Source organism: Salinibius halmophilus (assembly GCF_003577475.1).
GTDB classification, from domain to species: domain Bacteria; phylum Pseudomonadota; class Gammaproteobacteria; order Pseudomonadales; family Natronospirillaceae; genus Salinibius; species Salinibius halmophilus.
Genome location: NZ_QPEP01000003.1, coordinates 67,067 through 83,788, shown reverse-complemented (window position 1 = coordinate 83,788; position 16,722 = coordinate 67,067). Strand labels below are relative to the sequence as shown.

At 45.9% G+C, this 16,722-nt stretch carries 16 protein-coding genes; 7 read left to right on the top strand and 9 right to left on the bottom strand.

Annotation, left to right across the window (positions count from 1 at the left end):
- The first annotated feature begins 2 nt into the window (after positions 1-2).
- Together flgK and flgL are read left to right on the top strand one after the other, a co-directional pair.
- Positions 3-3,017, top strand: coding sequence for a flagellar hook-associated protein FlgK (flgK, locus tag DUW71_RS03775; RefSeq protein ID WP_119393908.1), 3,015 nt, complete (start codon positions 3-5; stop codon positions 3,015-3,017).
- Positions 3,018-3,026: 9 nt separating this feature from the next.
- Positions 3,027-4,274 (top strand): flagellar hook-associated protein FlgL, encoded by a 1,248-nt coding sequence (gene flgL / locus DUW71_RS03770; protein ID WP_119393907.1) that lies wholly within the window; start codon positions 3,027-3,029, stop codon positions 4,272-4,274.
- A gap of 106 nt (positions 4,275-4,380) precedes the next feature.
- Here the strand turns inward: flgL and DUW71_RS03765 are convergent, their stop codons facing one another.
- Positions 4,381-4,689, bottom strand: a complete 309-nt coding sequence (locus DUW71_RS03765) for a hypothetical protein (RefSeq protein ID WP_119393906.1) — start codon at positions 4,687-4,689, stop codon at positions 4,381-4,383.
- Positions 4,690-4,711: 22 nt separating this feature from the next.
- On the opposite strand from DUW71_RS03765, the gene DUW71_RS03760 reads away from it, so the two are divergent.
- The gene (locus DUW71_RS03760) at positions 4,712-5,314 is read left to right on the top strand and encodes a PIG-L deacetylase family protein (RefSeq protein WP_119393905.1); all 603 of its coding nucleotides are present in this window, start codon (positions 4,712-4,714) and stop codon (positions 5,312-5,314) included.
- Positions 5,315-5,418: 104 nt separating this feature from the next.
- Here DUW71_RS03760 and DUW71_RS03755 read toward each other — a convergent pair whose 3' ends face one another.
- Entirely contained in the window at positions 5,419-6,981 is a 1,563-nt protein-coding gene (locus tag DUW71_RS03755; RefSeq protein ID WP_119393904.1) for an ATP-binding protein, read from the bottom strand.
- Positions 6,982-7,019: 38 nt separating this feature from the next.
- Complete coding sequence (locus DUW71_RS03750; RefSeq protein WP_267896644.1) at positions 7,020-8,009, bottom strand: Rpn family recombination-promoting nuclease/putative transposase; 990 nt, start codon at positions 8,007-8,009, stop codon at positions 7,020-7,022.
- Positions 8,010-8,399: 390 nt separating this feature from the next.
- Between DUW71_RS03750 and pseB the strand changes: the two genes are divergently transcribed.
- Genes pseB through pseI form a run of 4 tightly spaced genes read left to right on the top strand, consistent with a single transcriptional unit; the run spans position 8,400 to position 12,180 of the window.
- The gene (pseB, locus tag DUW71_RS03745) at positions 8,400-9,398 is read left to right on the top strand and encodes a UDP-N-acetylglucosamine 4,6-dehydratase (inverting) (protein ID WP_119393902.1); all 999 of its coding nucleotides are present in this window, start codon (positions 8,400-8,402) and stop codon (positions 9,396-9,398) included.
- A 7-nt stretch (positions 9,399-9,405) separates the two neighbouring features.
- The gene (gene pseG / locus DUW71_RS03740; protein ID WP_119393901.1) at positions 9,406-10,494 is read left to right on the top strand and encodes a UDP-2,4-diacetamido-2,4,6-trideoxy-beta-L-altropyranose hydrolase; all 1,089 of its coding nucleotides are present in this window, start codon (positions 9,406-9,408) and stop codon (positions 10,492-10,494) included.
- The gene (locus DUW71_RS03735; protein WP_199671145.1) at positions 10,491-11,138 is read left to right on the top strand and encodes a formyltransferase family protein; all 648 of its coding nucleotides are present in this window, start codon (positions 10,491-10,493) and stop codon (positions 11,136-11,138) included. Before pseG ends, DUW71_RS03735 begins: the two co-directional genes overlap by 4 nt.
- A complete protein-coding gene (gene pseI, locus DUW71_RS03730; RefSeq protein WP_233546018.1) occupies positions 11,125-12,180 on the top strand; it encodes a pseudaminic acid synthase in 1,056 nt (351 codons plus the stop codon). The genes DUW71_RS03735 and pseI overlap by 14 nt, the downstream gene beginning before the upstream one ends.
- 8 nt (positions 12,181-12,188) lie before the next feature.
- Here the strand turns inward: pseI and DUW71_RS17935 are convergent, their stop codons facing one another.
- The 6 genes from DUW71_RS17935 to pseC are packed head-to-tail and all read right to left on the bottom strand — an operon-like array spanning position 12,189 to position 16,687.
- Positions 12,189-12,317, bottom strand: coding sequence for a hypothetical protein (locus tag DUW71_RS17935; RefSeq protein ID WP_267896643.1), 129 nt, complete (start codon positions 12,315-12,317; stop codon positions 12,189-12,191).
- Entirely contained in the window at positions 12,318-13,031 is a 714-nt protein-coding gene (locus DUW71_RS03725; RefSeq protein ID WP_199671144.1) for an acylneuraminate cytidylyltransferase family protein, read from the bottom strand.
- The gene (locus DUW71_RS03720) at positions 13,025-13,777 is read right to left on the bottom strand and encodes an SDR family oxidoreductase (protein ID WP_119393897.1); all 753 of its coding nucleotides are present in this window, start codon (positions 13,775-13,777) and stop codon (positions 13,025-13,027) included. The genes DUW71_RS03725 and DUW71_RS03720 overlap by 7 nt, the downstream gene beginning before the upstream one ends.
- Complete coding sequence (locus DUW71_RS03715) at positions 13,774-14,667, bottom strand: Gfo/Idh/MocA family oxidoreductase (RefSeq protein ID WP_119393896.1); 894 nt, start codon at positions 14,665-14,667, stop codon at positions 13,774-13,776. The genes DUW71_RS03720 and DUW71_RS03715 overlap by 4 nt, the downstream gene beginning before the upstream one ends.
- 2 nt (positions 14,668-14,669) lie before the next feature.
- Entirely contained in the window at positions 14,670-15,530 is an 861-nt protein-coding gene (locus DUW71_RS03710) for an aldo/keto reductase (RefSeq protein ID WP_119393895.1), read from the bottom strand.
- Entirely contained in the window at positions 15,527-16,687 is a 1,161-nt protein-coding gene (gene pseC, locus DUW71_RS03705; protein ID WP_119393894.1) for a UDP-4-amino-4,6-dideoxy-N-acetyl-beta-L-altrosamine transaminase, read from the bottom strand. Before pseC ends, DUW71_RS03710 begins: the two co-directional genes overlap by 4 nt.
- Between the last annotated feature and the right edge of the window lie 35 nt (positions 16,688-16,722).

The window sequence follows — 16,722 nt, the reverse complement described above, 5'->3', positions numbered from 1 at the left end:
CCATGCCGAATGCTCTAAACACTGCCATATCTGGCCTTAGTGCGTTTAAAACTGCACTATCTACAACTGGCCATAACATTGCCAACGCTTCAACCCCCGGCTATTCACGCCAAGAGGTCGTCATCGGCACGAACTTGGCACAGTACAAAGGATTTGGTTATGTGGGCAATGGTGCCAACTTGGAAGGTGTTCGCCGCCTACACGACCAGTTTCTAACCGAGCAAGTGCGCAGCGATACCGCCGTATTTCATGATATGGATGCCAATCGCTCTAATATTGAGCAAATCAACCGCTTGTTAGCCGATGAGCGCACCGGCTTAGCGCCGTCGATGGATAAGTTCTTCAGCGCCATTCAAAACGCTGCGAGTAACCCGTCTAATGTGCCGGTTCGTGAGGTGCTCATTGCCGAAGCCGGTGGCTTGGTAGAGCGCTTTCACCTAATTCAAAGCCGCTTTGAAGAGCAAAACGATACCCTAAACGGCCAAATGCGCGCGATTTCTGCCAACATAAATGCGCTGGCCGAAGGTATTGCTGAGATCAACGAAGATATTGTGACCTATCAAGGCGACCAAACCACAGCGCCACCAAACGACCTATTTGATAAACGTGATGAAATGGTACGCCAACTAAACGAGCTGACGCGCGTGGAAGTCACCGAAATTGATGGGGCTTATGATATCTTCTTGGGCACAGGCCAAGCCTTGGTGCAGCGCTACACCGCTAACAGCATTGAAGTGGTAGATGGGCGTTTTGACCCTGACCGCCAAGAGATTAAATTTGTATCCGACGTTGAAACCGTATTCTTAACTGACTCGCTTAACCAAGGTGGGCAGTTAGCGGGGATATTAAACTTTCGCAAAGAATCACTCGACCCAAGCATGCAGCAACTTGGCCGCTTGGCGGTTGGCTTTGCCGACCAAATTAACCATGCGCACAAAAATGGTTTAACGCTTGCAGGTGAGTGGGGGCAGAACTTCTTCCAAGATTTTAACACCCAAGAAGCGAAAAACCGCCGCATTGAACCGGCGCAAACCAATGCACCACCAAACGATCGCGTTATGTCGGTAAGCATCACCGACACCAGTGCATTAACCGGTAAGGAGTTCTATCTAGAATTTCCCGGCCCGCGCCCGTACAACTATCAAATTCGCGAAGTAGGTAGTAACACCATTCTTAAAGATGGCTCGGTTGAGTTTAACTTCCCCGAAACCATTGAGTTTCAGGGCATGGACATAGAGTTGTTCTCGGGCACCTTCCAAGCCGGTGACCGCTTTTTGGTGTCGCCAACACGCTTTGCTGCCAAAGATGTAAAGCTAGCCGTTACCCAGCCCGATGAGCTGGCCTTGGCATCGCCAGTGAAAGCCCAAACTGCATTTGGCAACATGGGCAGTGGTGAAGTAAATCAAGGTGAAATTCTCAACCGCAATAGCAAGTTTTTAGCGCAAGACAACAAGCTAGACCCGCCGCTATTGATTATGTTCGAACCTGGTAACCGCTATAGCATCTACGACAATAGCGACCCGCTAAACCCGAAAGCGTTAACACCGCCTCTTGAGCACTTGCCTTATATTCCGGGCACGTCGAACAACTTGCTGCCCGACACCGAAGGCTTAAGCCTTGTGCGCAGCCAGCGCGGCCAGGTACCGTTTCAGCCGTTTAAACAACTTGCTAGCGCTACAGACTTAACGCCGGGCAACGGCTTTAACCCTGAGCGGTTAAAGTTTGATATTTACGACGCTGAAACCGACAGCACGATGCAGCGCACCATCGACTTCCCTGCCAATGCTCCGGCATCAGAAGTGGCCACCACACTCAGTTCGTTAAATGGGGTAACCGCTCGCGCTTATACAACGGTAGAGTTGACCAACTTTAAAAATGGCAACCCACCGTATGCACCACCCAACCCGTTAGAAATAACCATTAATGGTGTGAACCTCACTGAAGACCTAGTGGGTAGCCAATCTACCCAGTGGGGCGATGACGTTATTCGTGAACTGCCAAGTGATATTACCGCTGACTTTATTGCCAACCGTATTAATAACAGCTTAGAGCTGCAAGGGCAGGGGGTATACGCAACATCAGACGGCTCTACTTTGCGCATTGTGGACACACAAGGCGACGACGTGCAAATTGAAATGCGCGGTGATAAAGAAGACCCAGCCGTTTCCGAGCCGGGCGATACTTTTGAGGTTTCTAATGGTGAGCGCTACCAGCTGCCAATTGTGCAAGGTGATTTAAAAGGCTTGTTAAGTGATAAGCGTGGTTTTGACTTCGCCACCGAAGGCCCATACGTATGGAACTTTAACCTACCCGACGGTACCACCGGCGAAGTGGTGATGGGGCAAAAGTTCGACACAGCCGACGATTGGATGGATGAGGTAGAGCGCCAAATTAATGCTCAGCTTACTGGCCCGGGGCGTAGCGAAATAGAAGTGTCTCCAACGGGTGAGTTGCAATTTAGGCTGCTTACCAAAATGGGCGGCTACTCCAATAACGACTCCGCCAAGCTAACCATTGGTGGCCAAGTAGATGTAGAACTAGACCCAAATGTGACAATGGAAACCTTGCCACCCTATGGCAACCGCTTTGACCGCAACACGAATCCACAAGTAATCGATTTTGGCGTGCAGTTCCAACTAAATGGCCGCCCTGAACCGGGCGACAGCTTTACGATTGATTGGAACGAAGACCCATCGAACGACAACCGCAATGCCTTGGCCATGGCCGGTTTGCAACTAGAGGACACCTTGGCTTCCAACAATGGTGGCCTTACGTTCAACGAAGCCTATGGCGTAATGGTCGAGCGCATCGGTACGCGCACGGCACAGCTACAAATTAGCACCGAAGCCGCCGAGGGGGTGCTAGAACAAGCGTCGAAACGGCGTGAGGCAATCTCTGGGGTGAACTTGGACGAAGAAGCCTCGCGGTTAATTGAATTTCAAAATGCCTACCAAGCGAACGCGCAAGTTATCAAGGTGGCACGCGAAATGTTTAACACCTTATTACAATCATTCTAGGAGTAACCCATGGTAGATAGGGTTTCGACATATCAGGTGTTTTCCAGCGGGTTAAGTGACCTGCAGCGACTCAACTCGCGCATAGACAAGGTGCAAGAGCAAATTAGCTCGGGCCGCAAAGTAGTGACCCCAGCCGACGACCCAGTGGCCGCTAGCCGTGTGCTAGAGCTAGATGCCACCATTGCCCAAAGCACCCAGTTTAATACCAACAACGACGCTGCGCGTTCACGCTTAGAGCAAGAAGAAACCAAATTAGACGCCATTGAAGAGTCGGTCATGCGGGTGCGCGAATTGGCAACCCGAGCAGGGAACGGCTCATTAACCATCACCGAGCGGCAAGCTATTGCCGCCGAAATCCGCCAGCGCTCCGACGAAATACTCGCGCTGATGAACAGTCGTGACTCGAACGGCGACTACATGTTTTCTGGTTTTTCTGGCAATACCGAGCCATTCGAGCGCCTATCTGGCGGTGGTGTGCAGTGGAATGGTGATGAAGGCCAGCGCTTTCTGCAAATTGCCACCACGACCAAGGTAGCGACTAGCGATAGCGGCAAACGGTTATTCGTTGATGTCCCCGCCGCCGAACCCAGCTTCTTAACCCGTGCTAACCCAATTAACCGCGGTGACGGGCGCATTTTGGAAGGTGTGGTGATTGATCAGGATAAGTTTCAAAGTGAGCTATACCCAGACGACGCCATTATTGTGTTTAACAACCCGCAAGACATCGACCCGCCATCACCAAACTATACCGTGGTCAACAAAACCACCAAAAAGCCAATTGATGGCCAGGTAAACGTACCATTCGCGCAAGCAAGGGAAATTCCATTTGGCGGCCTGCAAGTGCAAATTATTGGTGAACCGAGCGCCGGCGATACCTTTGTGGTAGAAACCAGTAATAAACAGCCGTTATTGGCAAGTGTTGATCGATTGGCACACGGCCTAGAAACCTTAGACGACAGTGCTGAACAATCGGAAGCTTTAAACAACTTGATTGCCAACAGCCTAGATAACTTAGAAAACGGCCTAGATCGTGTAACCGAAGTACGCGCCCAAGTGGGGGCGAGGCTAAACGTGCTAGAAACCACGAAAAACACCCTCGAAGACCTCAAGCTTAGCGCCACCGCTGTGCGCTCAGAGCTGATAGACCTCGACTACGCCGAGGCCATTACCAGGTTTTCAATGGAAACCTTTGTACTGCAAGCCAGCCAACAAACCTTTGCCAAAGTCGCCGGGTTAAGTTTGTTTAATTATTTGTAGGTTGTACGACGCGTATTTTTGCGTTGGGCAACGTGTATCGCCACAAATCAATGTTTTCACGATTACGGCACCACCTATTGTTTCCCAAACCAGCGGTTTGTGAAACCTACTTTTTGCCATACGCTTTTAACGCGGTTTTACTGTGTTTGGCCTTATTTAACTCATCGGCAATGCCTGCTTGTATACGCTGCAGGGCTTCTCGTTCAACGCCGATGGCATCAAACAAAGCACCTACTAACGCCGTTTCCGACTCAGACGGCATTTCTGGAATGGGATCGAGCAAGGCTTTCAACGCGGCATCGCGTTCTTCAATCATATTGGCCAAATCTTGGCTAAACTCTCCACTATTGAGTTGGTCTATATTTTGCTGAGTTCGCGCTAACCAATCTTTTAACTGATCTTGTAAATCTGACATTGAGCACCTTAGGGAGCCTATTATGAAAATTGTTGTACTGGCCGCACAACCCGGAGAAGATATTCGCTACCTAGGGGGTAGCCTAGCAAAATGGGCGGCACAGGGTGCAGATATTCACATTGCCTACTACAGCCTAGGTGAAAGCAAGGCCCAAAACGAAAGCTTGCAGCTGCTCGCGCAAAGCAAACGTGCGGTAAAAGTACTGGGTGTTAACCCGGAAAACTTGCACGTACTTGACCAGCAAGTCGACGACGTAACGCCAAATAGCATGGCAAGCGCCATTCAAAACCTACTGACCGACCTACAACCACAACGCCTAATTCTACCGCCAACCAACAGCCGCTCACACGCCTCGCGATTATTGTTAAGCGCTGCCGAAATGGCCCTGCACCCAGTGTGCACCATTGCACAAGTATTACATATGCAAGGCCAGCTATGGCGAGTGGATATTTCTGAGCATTTGCTAGACAAACAAGACGCCATGACCGCATTCGACATAGAACCACATTATTTCCCTCACCCATACTCACCCGAAGCCATAGAAGTAAACGCCCAGGCCACCGGTAGCCATGTTAACTTGTTAGCAGCAGAAGGCTTCGATATTTGGCAGGTTATAGAGGCGTAGGTTGTACGACCGTTCGCGGTCGGGCAACGTGTATCACCAAAAACCAATGTTTCCACGATTATGGTGCACCACACATTGTTTCCCAAACCTGCGGTTTGTAAAACCTACGCCTGCTTACTACTAAACTGCACCAAATTACGCTGATGGGTATTAAACACCATACCCACCTCGAACACGGTTTTACCTTGCCCCACATACTTGGCCGAATAACCACGTTGCTGAATTTGCTCAAGCGCTGGGTTTACCTCACCGGCAACATAATCTGGTGAGGTATCACGCTTAATTTCCATCACATACACAAAGTCACCCAGCTCAATGGTCAGATCCGTTTGGCCATGGTTGCTAATGTCTTCAGCTCGAATGCTTGCATTTAAACTGGCGAAAAACGCATACAACACGCTGGCATAAAACCCTTCGCTATCGGCGAGTTCATTATAGGTGTAGTTACGCCATGGAATGCCGGCAAAAAGCGCCTTGATATGCTGTTCTAAACCAGCAATATCACCCTCATTCAACGCATCAAACAGCTTAAACTGCAAAGACGCCCGTGTTGGCGAGCCATGCTGCGCGTAACCGCCAGCTAGGTGAGTATTCAAAGCTTGCTGCACTTCTTGGTTGGGCACCGTCAACACAAAAAACAGCTGATCGTTCATCCGCCTGCGTGTTTCTTTAATGGTGAGATAGCCACTTTGATATAACAGAGTGACTGGATCGATGTGCTCAACATCAAAGTTGTCGAGAATCTCTTCGCCTACCTCAATGTCACTGAGTTCAGGCAAAAAATACTGTTGCTGTTTAAACAGCTTCATCAAAAAGCTAGGGCTGCCCGTTTCAAACCAATAGTTGCGGTAGGAGTGCCCTTTACTAATAAACAGCAGAATATCGTAAGGGTTATAGACTGGCTCACCCAAAAAATTATAGCCGTTGTACCATTGCTTTAACTTGGCCCAATCAACGCCCGCTAAATGATCGGCGAATAGCGTTTGCAAGTCATGGTGCGTATAACCACAAATGGTCGCAAATCGCTCATCTAAACTAATATCTTCTAGCTGATTCAAGCCACTAAATAAGCTTACCTTACTGAACTTACTCACCCCGGTCATGAACACAAAGCGCAGGTGCGCATCTTGAGTTTTTAACACCGAATACAGGTTTTTGAGCCCATCGCGCATGGCTTGTGCGACGGGATCGTTTTCAATGTTATCCAAAATTGGTTTGTCATACTCGTCGATGAGTACAACTGCCTTTTGACCGTATTGCTTAACACTGCCTTCAATCAGTTCAGCTAACACGCCCGATGAAGTTTGTGCTGTTGTGCGAATCTGCAAACGGTTGACATTGTGACGGAGCATCTCGCCAATCTTCTCTTTAAGCTCTTCTGGCGATTTTAACGTGCCACTGCCGAAGTCGAGACGAATAACTGGGTAGCAAACCGACCAATCCCAATTAGGCTCGATATGCAAACCTCGAAACAGCTCTCGTTTGCCTTCAAACAACTGGTGCATGGTATCGAGTAATAAAGACTTACCAAAGCGGCGCGGGCGCGAGAGGAAGAAGTACCGACCTTGACTAGTTAAAGCTTCGAGCATGTGCGTTTTGTCGACGTATAGATAATCGGTAGAACGCATTACTTCAAAACTACTTACCGCTATTGGAAGCTTTTTCATCATTACCCCTGTTGGTTACTCCGCCGTACCGAACAACATCAATCTTTACCACACATTGTTTCCCAAGCCTTCGGTTTGTAAAACCTACGCCCCGCCACGAACATAACGCTAACCGTCGGTTGCACGACTTGTCGGGCAACGTGTATCGCCGCAAACCAATGCTTCAAAGATTCAACTTGGTCAATAGTTAGCCCGGTAATTTTTGCGATTTGAGCGGTATCAAAACCTTTTTCCATCATTGCTTTTGCTGTTTCGAGCTTTCCGGCTACGAGCCCTTCTTGTCTACCTCTCTCGATACCTTCTTTCAACCCGCGCTGACGCAACAATTCTGCAATAGTGGCCGTATTTTTGTCTCCAAAGTGAGTAGCGGATTCGTTTACCTGTTCCAATACGCTATCTAAATGCGCATCGTTTGTTTGGCCTGCCGCCAAGGCATATTCTAGCAATGAGCGAAGAAAATCCAACTTTACTTGATCTGTGGCGCTAACGCCTTCGAAACAGCTCAACAACTCTATTAAGATTGGGCTTATGTCGGCATCACGAATGTGTTTCATCAACTGGGCGAGCATGCCAATTTGCTGCTGTTGCCGCAGTTGCTCCTCGGGTAATTCGTTCACATCGATTAACGGAATGGGCTCACCGAACAGGTTCTGCATTAGCCCTAGTGGGTCGTTAAAGCAGTCGGCCAAGTGCATGGAATAAGGGTACGGGTCGCCGTGATAAAACACCATACAATATGCAGCAGGAAGTAAATCACCTTCTAATTCGCGCAACTGCCGACTAAAGAGGCTAAACATGTAGTGCCCCACCCGTGCAGGCATGAACTTGTCCGGCGTTGACTGGTGTTCTATCAGCAAACTAATAGTGGCTGGCCTACCTGCAAGCTCGCAGCCGAACACCACATTACTAAAAACACTTTTTAACTGTTTATTGATATAACTAGTGTTGAGAAGCCTGAGCGAGTTTAGGTTCAACTGCCTAACCAAGCTTTCTGGCAAGTAATACTGCATAAACTGCCGAGCCAGCAACTGCTTTTGCTTGCTTAAAAAATGAATCGTGCGGGTTATTCGGCTTTGTTGAGCACTTCGGGCAAAACAGTGGTGCGTTGGGCAGCCCAATCAAACTGCACATTTACTTCAGAAAACAGCGATTTTTGATTACTGCTCGGGCTATTTTACCTCGCCAAAATTTTGCCTCTGAAAGTTTTAGATTCTACTAGCGGTGTCAAATAATTGCCGATTAGTGATTTTCGATTGCCACATGCCATGGAGCGTTAACACGAGGTCGGAACTGAATCAGTTGTTAGCTGTTAAGCAACGCTGGCTTTCATCGTGTTTTTTCTACTGTTGGCATTTTCTTTGCTACGCTTAGTTACATAACTGTCAATTTAACGTCAGTGTGGCGTGGAAGGGGGCTGCATGTTCGACAATCAATCAATCTTAATCACCGGTGGCACTGGGTCATTCGGTAAACGCTTCATTGAGCGTATTTTGAAGCAGTACAAACCCAAAAGGTTGGTTGTATTGTCACGCGATGAGCTTAAACAGTTCGAAATGCAGCAGGTGTATAACGACCCTTGTATGCGTTACTTTATTGGCGATGTTCGCGACAAAGACCGGATGGTTCAGGCGATGCGTGGCATAGACTATGTGATACATGCTGCCGCACTGAAACAGGTGCCTGCAGCCGAGTACAACCCCACAGAGTGCATTCGCACAAATATTAACGGTGCTGAAAACGTCATTGCTGGCGCGATTGCCAATAACGTAAAGCGAGTCATTGCGCTATCAACCGATAAAGCAGCGAACCCAATCAATCTTTACGGTGCAACAAAGCTAGCTTCTGACAAGCTGTTTGTAGCTGCTAACAATATGGTCGGTGGTGCTCAACCTAGGTTCTCAGTAGTGCGCTATGGCAATGTTGTTGGATCTCGTGGCTCCGTGGTACCGTTTTTTCAAAAGTTGGTGCGAGAGGGCGCTAAAGAAATACCGATTACTGACGAAAAAATGACGAGGTTCTGGATTACTCTTGATCAAGGGGTGGAGCTAGTGATGAAAGGTTTTGAGCGCATGTATGGTGGCGAAATTTTTGTCCCAAAAATCCCTTCCATTCGCATTGTTGATCTCGCTAAAGCGATCGCTCCTAATTTACCGCACAAAATAATCGGCATTCGCCCTGGTGAAAAACTACACGAAAAAATGGTACCGCGTGATGATTCTTACCGCACTGTGGAATTCTCTGATCATTACGTCATCAGTCCAGCCATTAAGTTCCTAGACACCGATGTGGACTATTTGACCAATAGGTTAGGGGAGTCAGGAAACTATGTAGAGCAGGGATTTTGCTATGACTCAGGCACCAATAACCGCTTTCTTTCAATTGATGAAATTACCATTTTGAATAGTGCAGTTTCGTGAGAAGCCAATGAGAGTTGCTTTCCGAGTTGATGCATCAATATCGATAGGTACCGGCCATGTCATGCGATGTTTAACGCTCGCCGATGAACTAGCTTGCAAAGGGCATGAGTGCCTGTTTATTTGCCGAGCCCATGACGGTCATTTGGGAGACTACATTGAAGCAAAAGGATACTCGTTAACACTTTTACCAGGTGGCAATCCTGTAACTAGTAAAGCGAGCAATGACTACGATTCCTGGCTTAGCGTGCCTTGGTCAGTAGATGCCGAGCAGACAATTACTTCGTTAAAAGACGGTCATTATGACTGGTTAGTCGTTGATCATTATGCGCTGGATGCACAGTGGGAGGGGAGCGTAGCCCCTTTCGTGGGTAGTATTGTTGCAATTGATGATTTAGCTAACAGGCCACACTATTGCGACATTTTGCTTGACCAAAATCTTGGGAGGTTAGCAAACGATTACAGTGATCTGTTAAAGGGTAATACAAAGTGCTTGATTGGCCCCAGCTACGCTTTGTTACGACCAGAATTCGCCCTGCAACGCAATGATAGCCTTAAGCGACGTTCAAGCCCTAAGCTAAAACGTATACTTGTTTCGCTTGGAGGGGTTGATCAAAACAATATGACAGGCCGAGTGCTAAGTGCATTAGCCCTGTCAGAGTTGCCGAAGAATTCTGAAGTGGACATCGTCATGGGTGCGAACTCACCATACTTGAGTGCTGTTCGCCAGCAGGTACAGCATTTACCCTACAAGGCCTCCGTCGAAATAAATGCAACGAATATGGCTGAGCGAATGTACCTAGCAGACCTTTCAGTAGGTGCCGCAGGTAGCACGACTTGGGAACGATGTTGCGTAGGTTTGCCCACTTTGCTGATTGTACTTGCCGCGAATCAGCAACCACTTGCGAAGGCCGTGAGTGATAGAGGTGCTGCAATCTGCATTGATCGTGACCATATTACTGAAGAATTGATAGAGTCAGTATCAAAAATTAATTTATCGACTAGAGTGTTGAAAGGGCTATCAAGGCGGTCTCGTGATATATGTGATGGATTAGGTAGAATGCGAGTTGCTTCCGTGATGGAGGAATGCATCTCGTGAATATTACCATTATTTGTAGTAATTTTGATCATCCAGTTAAAATGTACCTAGATCGCTGGATATCAGAAATAAGCAATGAACATGATGTTAATCTAGTAAGCTCAACAAAAGATCTAACCCATGGTGACTTCTTATTTCTTGTTTCATGCTCAGAAATAGTGCCCATTTCATATCTTAGTAAATATCGTCACTCTCTAATATTACATGCAAGCGACCTCCCTAATGGACGAGGTTGGAGCCCTCATATTTGGGATCTTGTAAACGGAAAAACGTCGATTACCCTCTGCCTTTTGGAAGCCGAAGATAAAGTTGACTCAGGTAAAATCTGGTTTAAACGAAAGATCCAAATTGCAAAAACAATGCTTTGGTACGAAATTAATGATGCGTTGTTTCGAGCGGAAATAGGCCTAATGCAGGAAGCTCTGAAACAGCATGCGCAAGTTAGACCATTCATACAAGAAAATGCAGATTCATTAACGTACTATCGAAAAAGAACCCCTTTAGATAGTAAGATTGATCCAAGTAAATCAATAATGGATCAGTTTAACTTAATGCGCCTCTGTGATCCTGGTCGTTATCCTGCTTGGTTTGAATTGGACGGGCATAAGTACAAAATATCAATAGAGAAACATGATGATGAATGACTTCGCAATTTCGGGCCGTTCGATCGGTAAGGCCTGTAAGCCCTATATCATTGCTGAAATGTCTGCTAATCACAATGGTAAAATCGAGACAGCATTTCAAATAATAGAATCGGCTAAAAGAGCAGGTGCCGATGCAGTAAAACTACAAACGTATACGCCCGACACCATAACACTGAAATCTGACCAGCCTGATTTCATGATAGAAAGAGGTCTGTGGGCTGGAAAGGCTCTCTATGAGTTGTATGAGGAGGCGCATACACCATGGGAGTGGCACAAACCATTGTTTGAACATGCTCGAAAGGTTGGCATCACAATCTTTAGTTCCCCCTTTGATTCAACAGCGGTGGACTTATTAGAAGACCTGAATACACCGGCTTATAAAATTGCTTCCTTTGAAGCCGTTGATCTACCTTTAATTCGCTATGTTGCCAGCACCGGCAAGCCAATGATTATTTCGACCGGCATGGCCAATGTTGAAGAAATTGAAGAAGCGATTACAACCGCAAAAGAAGCAGGCTGTAGGCAATTAGCGATTTTGCACTGTGTCAGTGGCTATCCAGCACCCGCTGCGGATTATAACCTGCGCACCATCCCTGATATGATCGACCGCTTTGGCTTAATAACTGGTTTGTCCGATCACACGCTGGATAACACCACTGCTATTACCAGTGTCGCTTTAGGCGCGTCAATCATTGAAAAGCACTTTACTTTAGACCGTACCGGCGGCGGTCCGGATGATAGTTTTTCTCTCGAACCAAGTGAGCTGAAAGCCTTGTGCCGTGATGCGAAAACGGCTTGGCAGGCGCTTGGTAAAGTGGACTATGGGCGTAAAGCGAGTGAGCAAGGTAATGTGAAATTTCGCCGTTCACTATACTTTGTAAGGAATATTCGTGCGGGGGAATTAGTAGCTAAAGATGACGTGAGAAGTGTTAGGCCTGGATTTGGATTGGCGCCTAAATATATAGATGAAGTGATAGGCAGTCGTTTGATAAAAGATGTGAAGCTCTTTCAAAGAGTATCCTGGGATGATTTGGCAAAGTAAAACGAGCTTTACGGCGCCTGTTTGATGGTATGACTGGGTTGCATATCAATCACATATTGACTAGACGAGTAGTGTGATTTTTTTAATGCTTTGCTGGGAATGATCTTATCAATATCCTCGGTGAGTAGAAAATGCATTTAACTGCTCATTTTCTTTTGTGATTTCATTTTTTTTACAACTTCTGCAAAAAATAAATCGTCGTAATCGTCAATGTCGACCGCCGCTTCCCAAGAGAGTGGTTCAAAAACATGATTAGCGCCATAAAACGTTTGTTCGGAGAAGAGAGGCTTGGTTTTAGCAATCCAAATTGCCCCAGTAGGGCAAAATAGCTCTGGCAAGTCCTGTGATCTTTTCGTTACCGCTTCAGGAAAGAGCTTTTCAGGCCTTTGATTTTCATCAAGTTTTGCTGCCCACCATGGGTTCATCCAGCCGTACTTGAAGCAACTTATTTGGAACTCCCTATCAAACTGCTCAAAACTCTCGACGGCGGCAATTATACTATTTGCGTCTCTAAGAGGACAGTTGGGCATCAACTGGGTCACTGAGTCGTAGTCTTCCTCCCAGTACTCCATCGCCTGCTGTAGTGCAGCAATTGTTGCTAGGCTAACGGGTGAATGACTGTCTGCATAGTTGTTTCGGTGAAAAGGTGTTTCTGCTCCCCATTCTTTAGCCACTGTAGCAATCTCTTCACTGTCTGTTGATACGAGTACACGATCAAATAGCCCTGACCGGTTAGCAGCTTCGATCGTCCAAGCAATCATCGGCTTGTTGCAAAATGTAGCAATATTCTTTAGCGGAATTCGCTTAGAGCCTCCACGAGCGGGAATTATTGCAATTCTTTTTTTTACCATATAGTCCAGCCTCCATCTGCAATAAGTGTATGCCCTGTTACTGCGCTGCTACCAGTAGACGTTAAAAAATCGAGCGGACCTGCAACTTCGCTCTCCTCAAGCATTCGGCCATTAGGTGAAAGTGATGCATATCGGTCTTTAAAGTCTGACCTTGCTCGCCCTTCCACTCCTCCATACGCAATACAGTTTACCCTTATCTTGTGTTCAGAAAGGCGCACTGCTAATTCTCGTGTTAGATGATTCAATGCAGCTTTTGCAACATTGTATTGGATTGGGGACTGAGTATGGTTGTCATACAAGTTTGGATTCGAGGCTACAATGCCGTACTGTGAGCCGATGTTAGTGATTGACTCTAGCGCTTCTGGTTGTATTTCGCTTAGTCTGATAGACAGCTCATATGGTATTACTACATCTAAAAGATATTCATTCATGAAGTTGTCGCGAGATGAATATCCTGCGCTATCTGTCTTAAGAAAGTCGAGATTTCTTGCATTGTTGACTAAATGATTTACAGTTATTCCTTCACTCCTAAGCCCGTTTAGGAGATCAGAAATGGAATTTTTTGCAAGTAGGTCGACTACTCTGTACGAGGTGTTATCCGAGCAGTTCAATTTGTCTAGCAGATCGGCGCCTTTTTTCTGCTTGGTTGTGGTAAATATTACGGTCCACTTCTTTTCTGAAAAGTGCTCTACGAACTTCTGTCCGAGTTTTCCTGTGCCACCTGTGATTAATATTGTCTTATTCATGGCATTCCTTTCTCAATCAAGTCCACGACTTGCTCATTAAAACGTTTGGGTGATTTGATAGTGTTGCTTCTAATGCCGCTGATGAAATCAGAGAGTGCAGCCTTGAATGCTGAGAATGTATCTGAAAACGTAAGTAGTTTGGTGCTTTTTGCACCTATTACCTTAATCGATATTTCAGCTTGAGTATCCCCTAATGCAATGAACTTGGTTTGGATTCCACTTTTCCAACGTACAATTAAAGTGCTAGATTCGGCGTGGTTATTGTCTTTTTCTTTTTCGTAAGAAAGTAGTCGATCTCCTGTAGGGAGCATCTTCAACACAGGCTCAATTATATGCACTGAATACTTACTCCAGCATTTAGGAGTAGTTGCAACTATCTCTCTTATGTCACCTAGTTCTTGTCGATCGTGATAAGAAATCTGAAGCTGTTGACTGTAACGCAATGCTGAGCAAGTGAACACCTGGCCTGGGTATCTTTCATTACGATATATTTTTCGAAGTGATTCCAGAGATAAGGCGATAGGTTTATCAATATATATAGGTAATCCCGCATCAAGAAATGGCTTGGCTATGTCAAAGTGGTTTTCCGCATCATCGCGGGCAAGAAGTAAGGCGTCAATAGTGCCGATCATGTCTTCAGGATGTTCTGAAATGATTGGTATGTTTGATGCTTTTGATATCTTTGTTGAAGTTTTGATATCTTGCGTCCAAACTGTCGTTACTGTAGCGCCTGATATTTGGCAGTTCGGCCATCTTTCGTGTTCTAGATACCTTGGGATAACTGGAAATCCACAAGATTCCATGTGTTTTTTAGAATATCCGTTGAATATGGCGCTCCATGAATATGGATGACCATTGCCCTCAGAGATTCCGATTATGCCTAGTTTCATGTTTACAATTTCCACCGAGATGGTTCAATTAAATCAATGTCATTTGAGTTTAGTTCGGCTGGGATGTTTATAGTCTCGCCTTTGTATGCTGATATTAGCTGCTTAAGCTGAGAAAGGGACTCGACGCCCACAACAATTTTGTCAATCTCAGGAAAGCTTTTAAGGAATCCAAGGCATGCTTGAATTGGTGAAATGCCTTCTTCCGCTAACCAATTATCATACACATCAAATAATGGGCTCCATCTGGTAAAGTAGTTTGGTCTACTCCTCTTGGGCATCAACAGAAGCCCTTGCAGAAAACAAGATCGAACATGAACCTCAATACCTTTTTCTTTAAGTTTTGTGAGCCAATGAGAGCTTGCCAGTCTTTTATCTAGTATATTCATAGGGGTCTGAACTAGGTCGAAATCAAACTTGGTGAGCAAGTCAAGTTCAGCAGGCGAGTAGATTGAGATACCTATATTTTTTATGAATCCTAGTCTTTTTTGCCTAACTAACTCACTATATAGCTGTGGTCCATAGCTCTCTAAAAGTTGCATTGGGCGGTGAAGGAGCGCGCCATAGATACTTTCTTGCCTGAGCTTTGCTAATGATGAGGTCAAACTATCCTGAATAAAATCACTCGGTAAGGTGTCGCAGAGCGGCATTGCTGGGAATTTGGTTACAATATTAAAGGAACTGGTGTTTATACCACCTAGTACTTCTTCGCTACACCCATATAGTGATGCTGTATCAATATAATTAATTCCTACCTCTCTGCTGTAGCTAACAATATCTGATACTTCTTTTAAAGGGACTCTTCCCGATATATTGGAAATACCATACTTCAACCCGAATTGCGCGGTTCCTAATGCTAGTTTCATTGATTGAGAGCTCTTTTTAAACTGCTAACTATATAGTTTTGCTCTTTCTCAGTCAGGCTTGGAAATAAAGGAAGAGTTATAGCCTCTTGGTAATACTTGATAGAGTTTGGAAAATCATTCTCCTGGAATCCCATTTTCTTGTAGAATGGCTGGGTGTGGATTGGAATGTAGTGAACATTTACTGAGATTCCTTGGTTTATCATCTCTAGAAAGACTTCGTCGCGACTTATTTTTGAGCTGTCATTGGGGATTCGAACAATGTACAAGTGCCTAGCTGAATAACAATCTGGATGTTGCCATGGCGTTAAAACTGGCAGGTCTGATAATAATTTGTCGTATCTTAGGGCTAGTTCGTTTCTACGAGAAACAAACTCTTGTAGCCGTTTCAATTGACTGATCCCTAAAGCTGCGTGTATATCGGTCATACGATAGTTATAGCCGAGCTCTTGCTGCTCGTAATACCACGGTCCATCACGCTCGTTTGTTAGGTCTTCATTTCGGCGAGTAATGCCATGGCTACGAAGCAACCGCATTCTATTTGCAAGCTCCAAGTTGTTTGTTGTAGCCATGCCTCCTTCTCCAGTAGTTATGATTTTAACTGGATGAAAACTGAAGACAGTGATATCACAATATCTACAGCAGCCTATAGGATAGTCTTGGTACCTACCTCCGATAGCGTGAGAAGCGTCTTCAATAATTCGAACCCCGTAGATGTTGCAGAGTCTTCTTATTTGTTCCATGTTGCACGATTGTCCTGTGAGATGGACGGCCACAAGGATTTTCGGCAGCCGGTTATCTAACTTCGCACTCTCCAGCTTTTTAGCTAACGCATGTGGGCAAATGTTGTAAGTTTCGCTGTCGATGTCGATGAAATCAACACAAGCGCCGCAGTAAAGTCCACAGTTAGCAGAAGCGACAAATGATATCGGGCTTGTCCAAATGTAATCTCCTTTACTAAGACCGAGAGACAAGCACGCAACATGTAGCGCTGACGTTGCGCTGTTCGTTGCAACCGCTTCAGCCGCATTGACATTGCTCGCAATTAGCTTCTCTAGCTTAGGAACGTATGGTCCTTGAGTTAAAAAATCAGATTTTAATACTTCAACGACTGCATCAATGTCGTGCTGTTCAATGTCTTGTTTGCCGTAAGGGATCATTATTCGTTCACTGTACTCATCAATGTAGTGATTTT

Excerpts from the sequence above, each read along its gene's own strand:
- flgK (WP_119393908.1), top strand. The coding sequence starts at position 3 with ATGCCGAATGCTCTAAACACTGCCATATCTGGCCTTAGTGCGTTTAAA.
- DUW71_RS03725 (WP_199671144.1), bottom strand. The coding sequence starts at position 13,031 with ATGGTAAAAAAAAGAATTGCAATAATTCCCGCTCGTGGAGGCTCTAAG.
- DUW71_RS17935 (WP_267896643.1), bottom strand. The coding sequence starts at position 12,317 with ATGCATTTTCTACTCACCGAGGATATTGATAAGATCATTCCCAGCAAA.
- pseC (WP_119393894.1), bottom strand. The coding sequence starts at position 16,687 with ATGATCCCTTACGGCAAACAAGACATTGAACAGCACGACATTGATGCA.
- DUW71_RS03710 (WP_119393895.1), bottom strand. The coding sequence starts at position 15,530 with ATGAAACTAGCATTAGGAACCGCGCAATTCGGGTTGAAGTATGGTATT.
- pseG (WP_119393901.1), top strand. The coding sequence starts at position 9,406 with ATGAGAGTTGCTTTCCGAGTTGATGCATCAATATCGATAGGTACCGGC.
- pseI (WP_233546018.1), top strand. The coding sequence starts at position 11,125 with ATGATGATGAATGACTTCGCAATTTCGGGCCGTTCGATCGGTAAGGCC.
- pseB (WP_119393902.1), top strand. The coding sequence starts at position 8,400 with ATGTTCGACAATCAATCAATCTTAATCACCGGTGGCACTGGGTCATTC.
- flgL (WP_119393907.1), top strand. The coding sequence starts at position 3,027 with ATGGTAGATAGGGTTTCGACATATCAGGTGTTTTCCAGCGGGTTAAGT.
- DUW71_RS03720 (WP_119393897.1), bottom strand. The coding sequence starts at position 13,777 with ATGAATAAGACAATATTAATCACAGGTGGCACAGGAAAACTCGGACAG.
- DUW71_RS03715 (WP_119393896.1), bottom strand. The coding sequence starts at position 14,667 with ATGAAACTAGGCATAATCGGAATCTCTGAGGGCAATGGTCATCCATAT.
- DUW71_RS03765 (WP_119393906.1), bottom strand. The coding sequence starts at position 4,689 with ATGTCAGATTTACAAGATCAGTTAAAAGATTGGTTAGCGCGAACTCAG.
- DUW71_RS03760 (WP_119393905.1), top strand. The coding sequence starts at position 4,712 with ATGAAAATTGTTGTACTGGCCGCACAACCCGGAGAAGATATTCGCTAC.
- DUW71_RS03755 (WP_119393904.1), bottom strand. The coding sequence starts at position 6,981 with ATGAAAAAGCTTCCAATAGCGGTAAGTAGTTTTGAAGTAATGCGTTCT.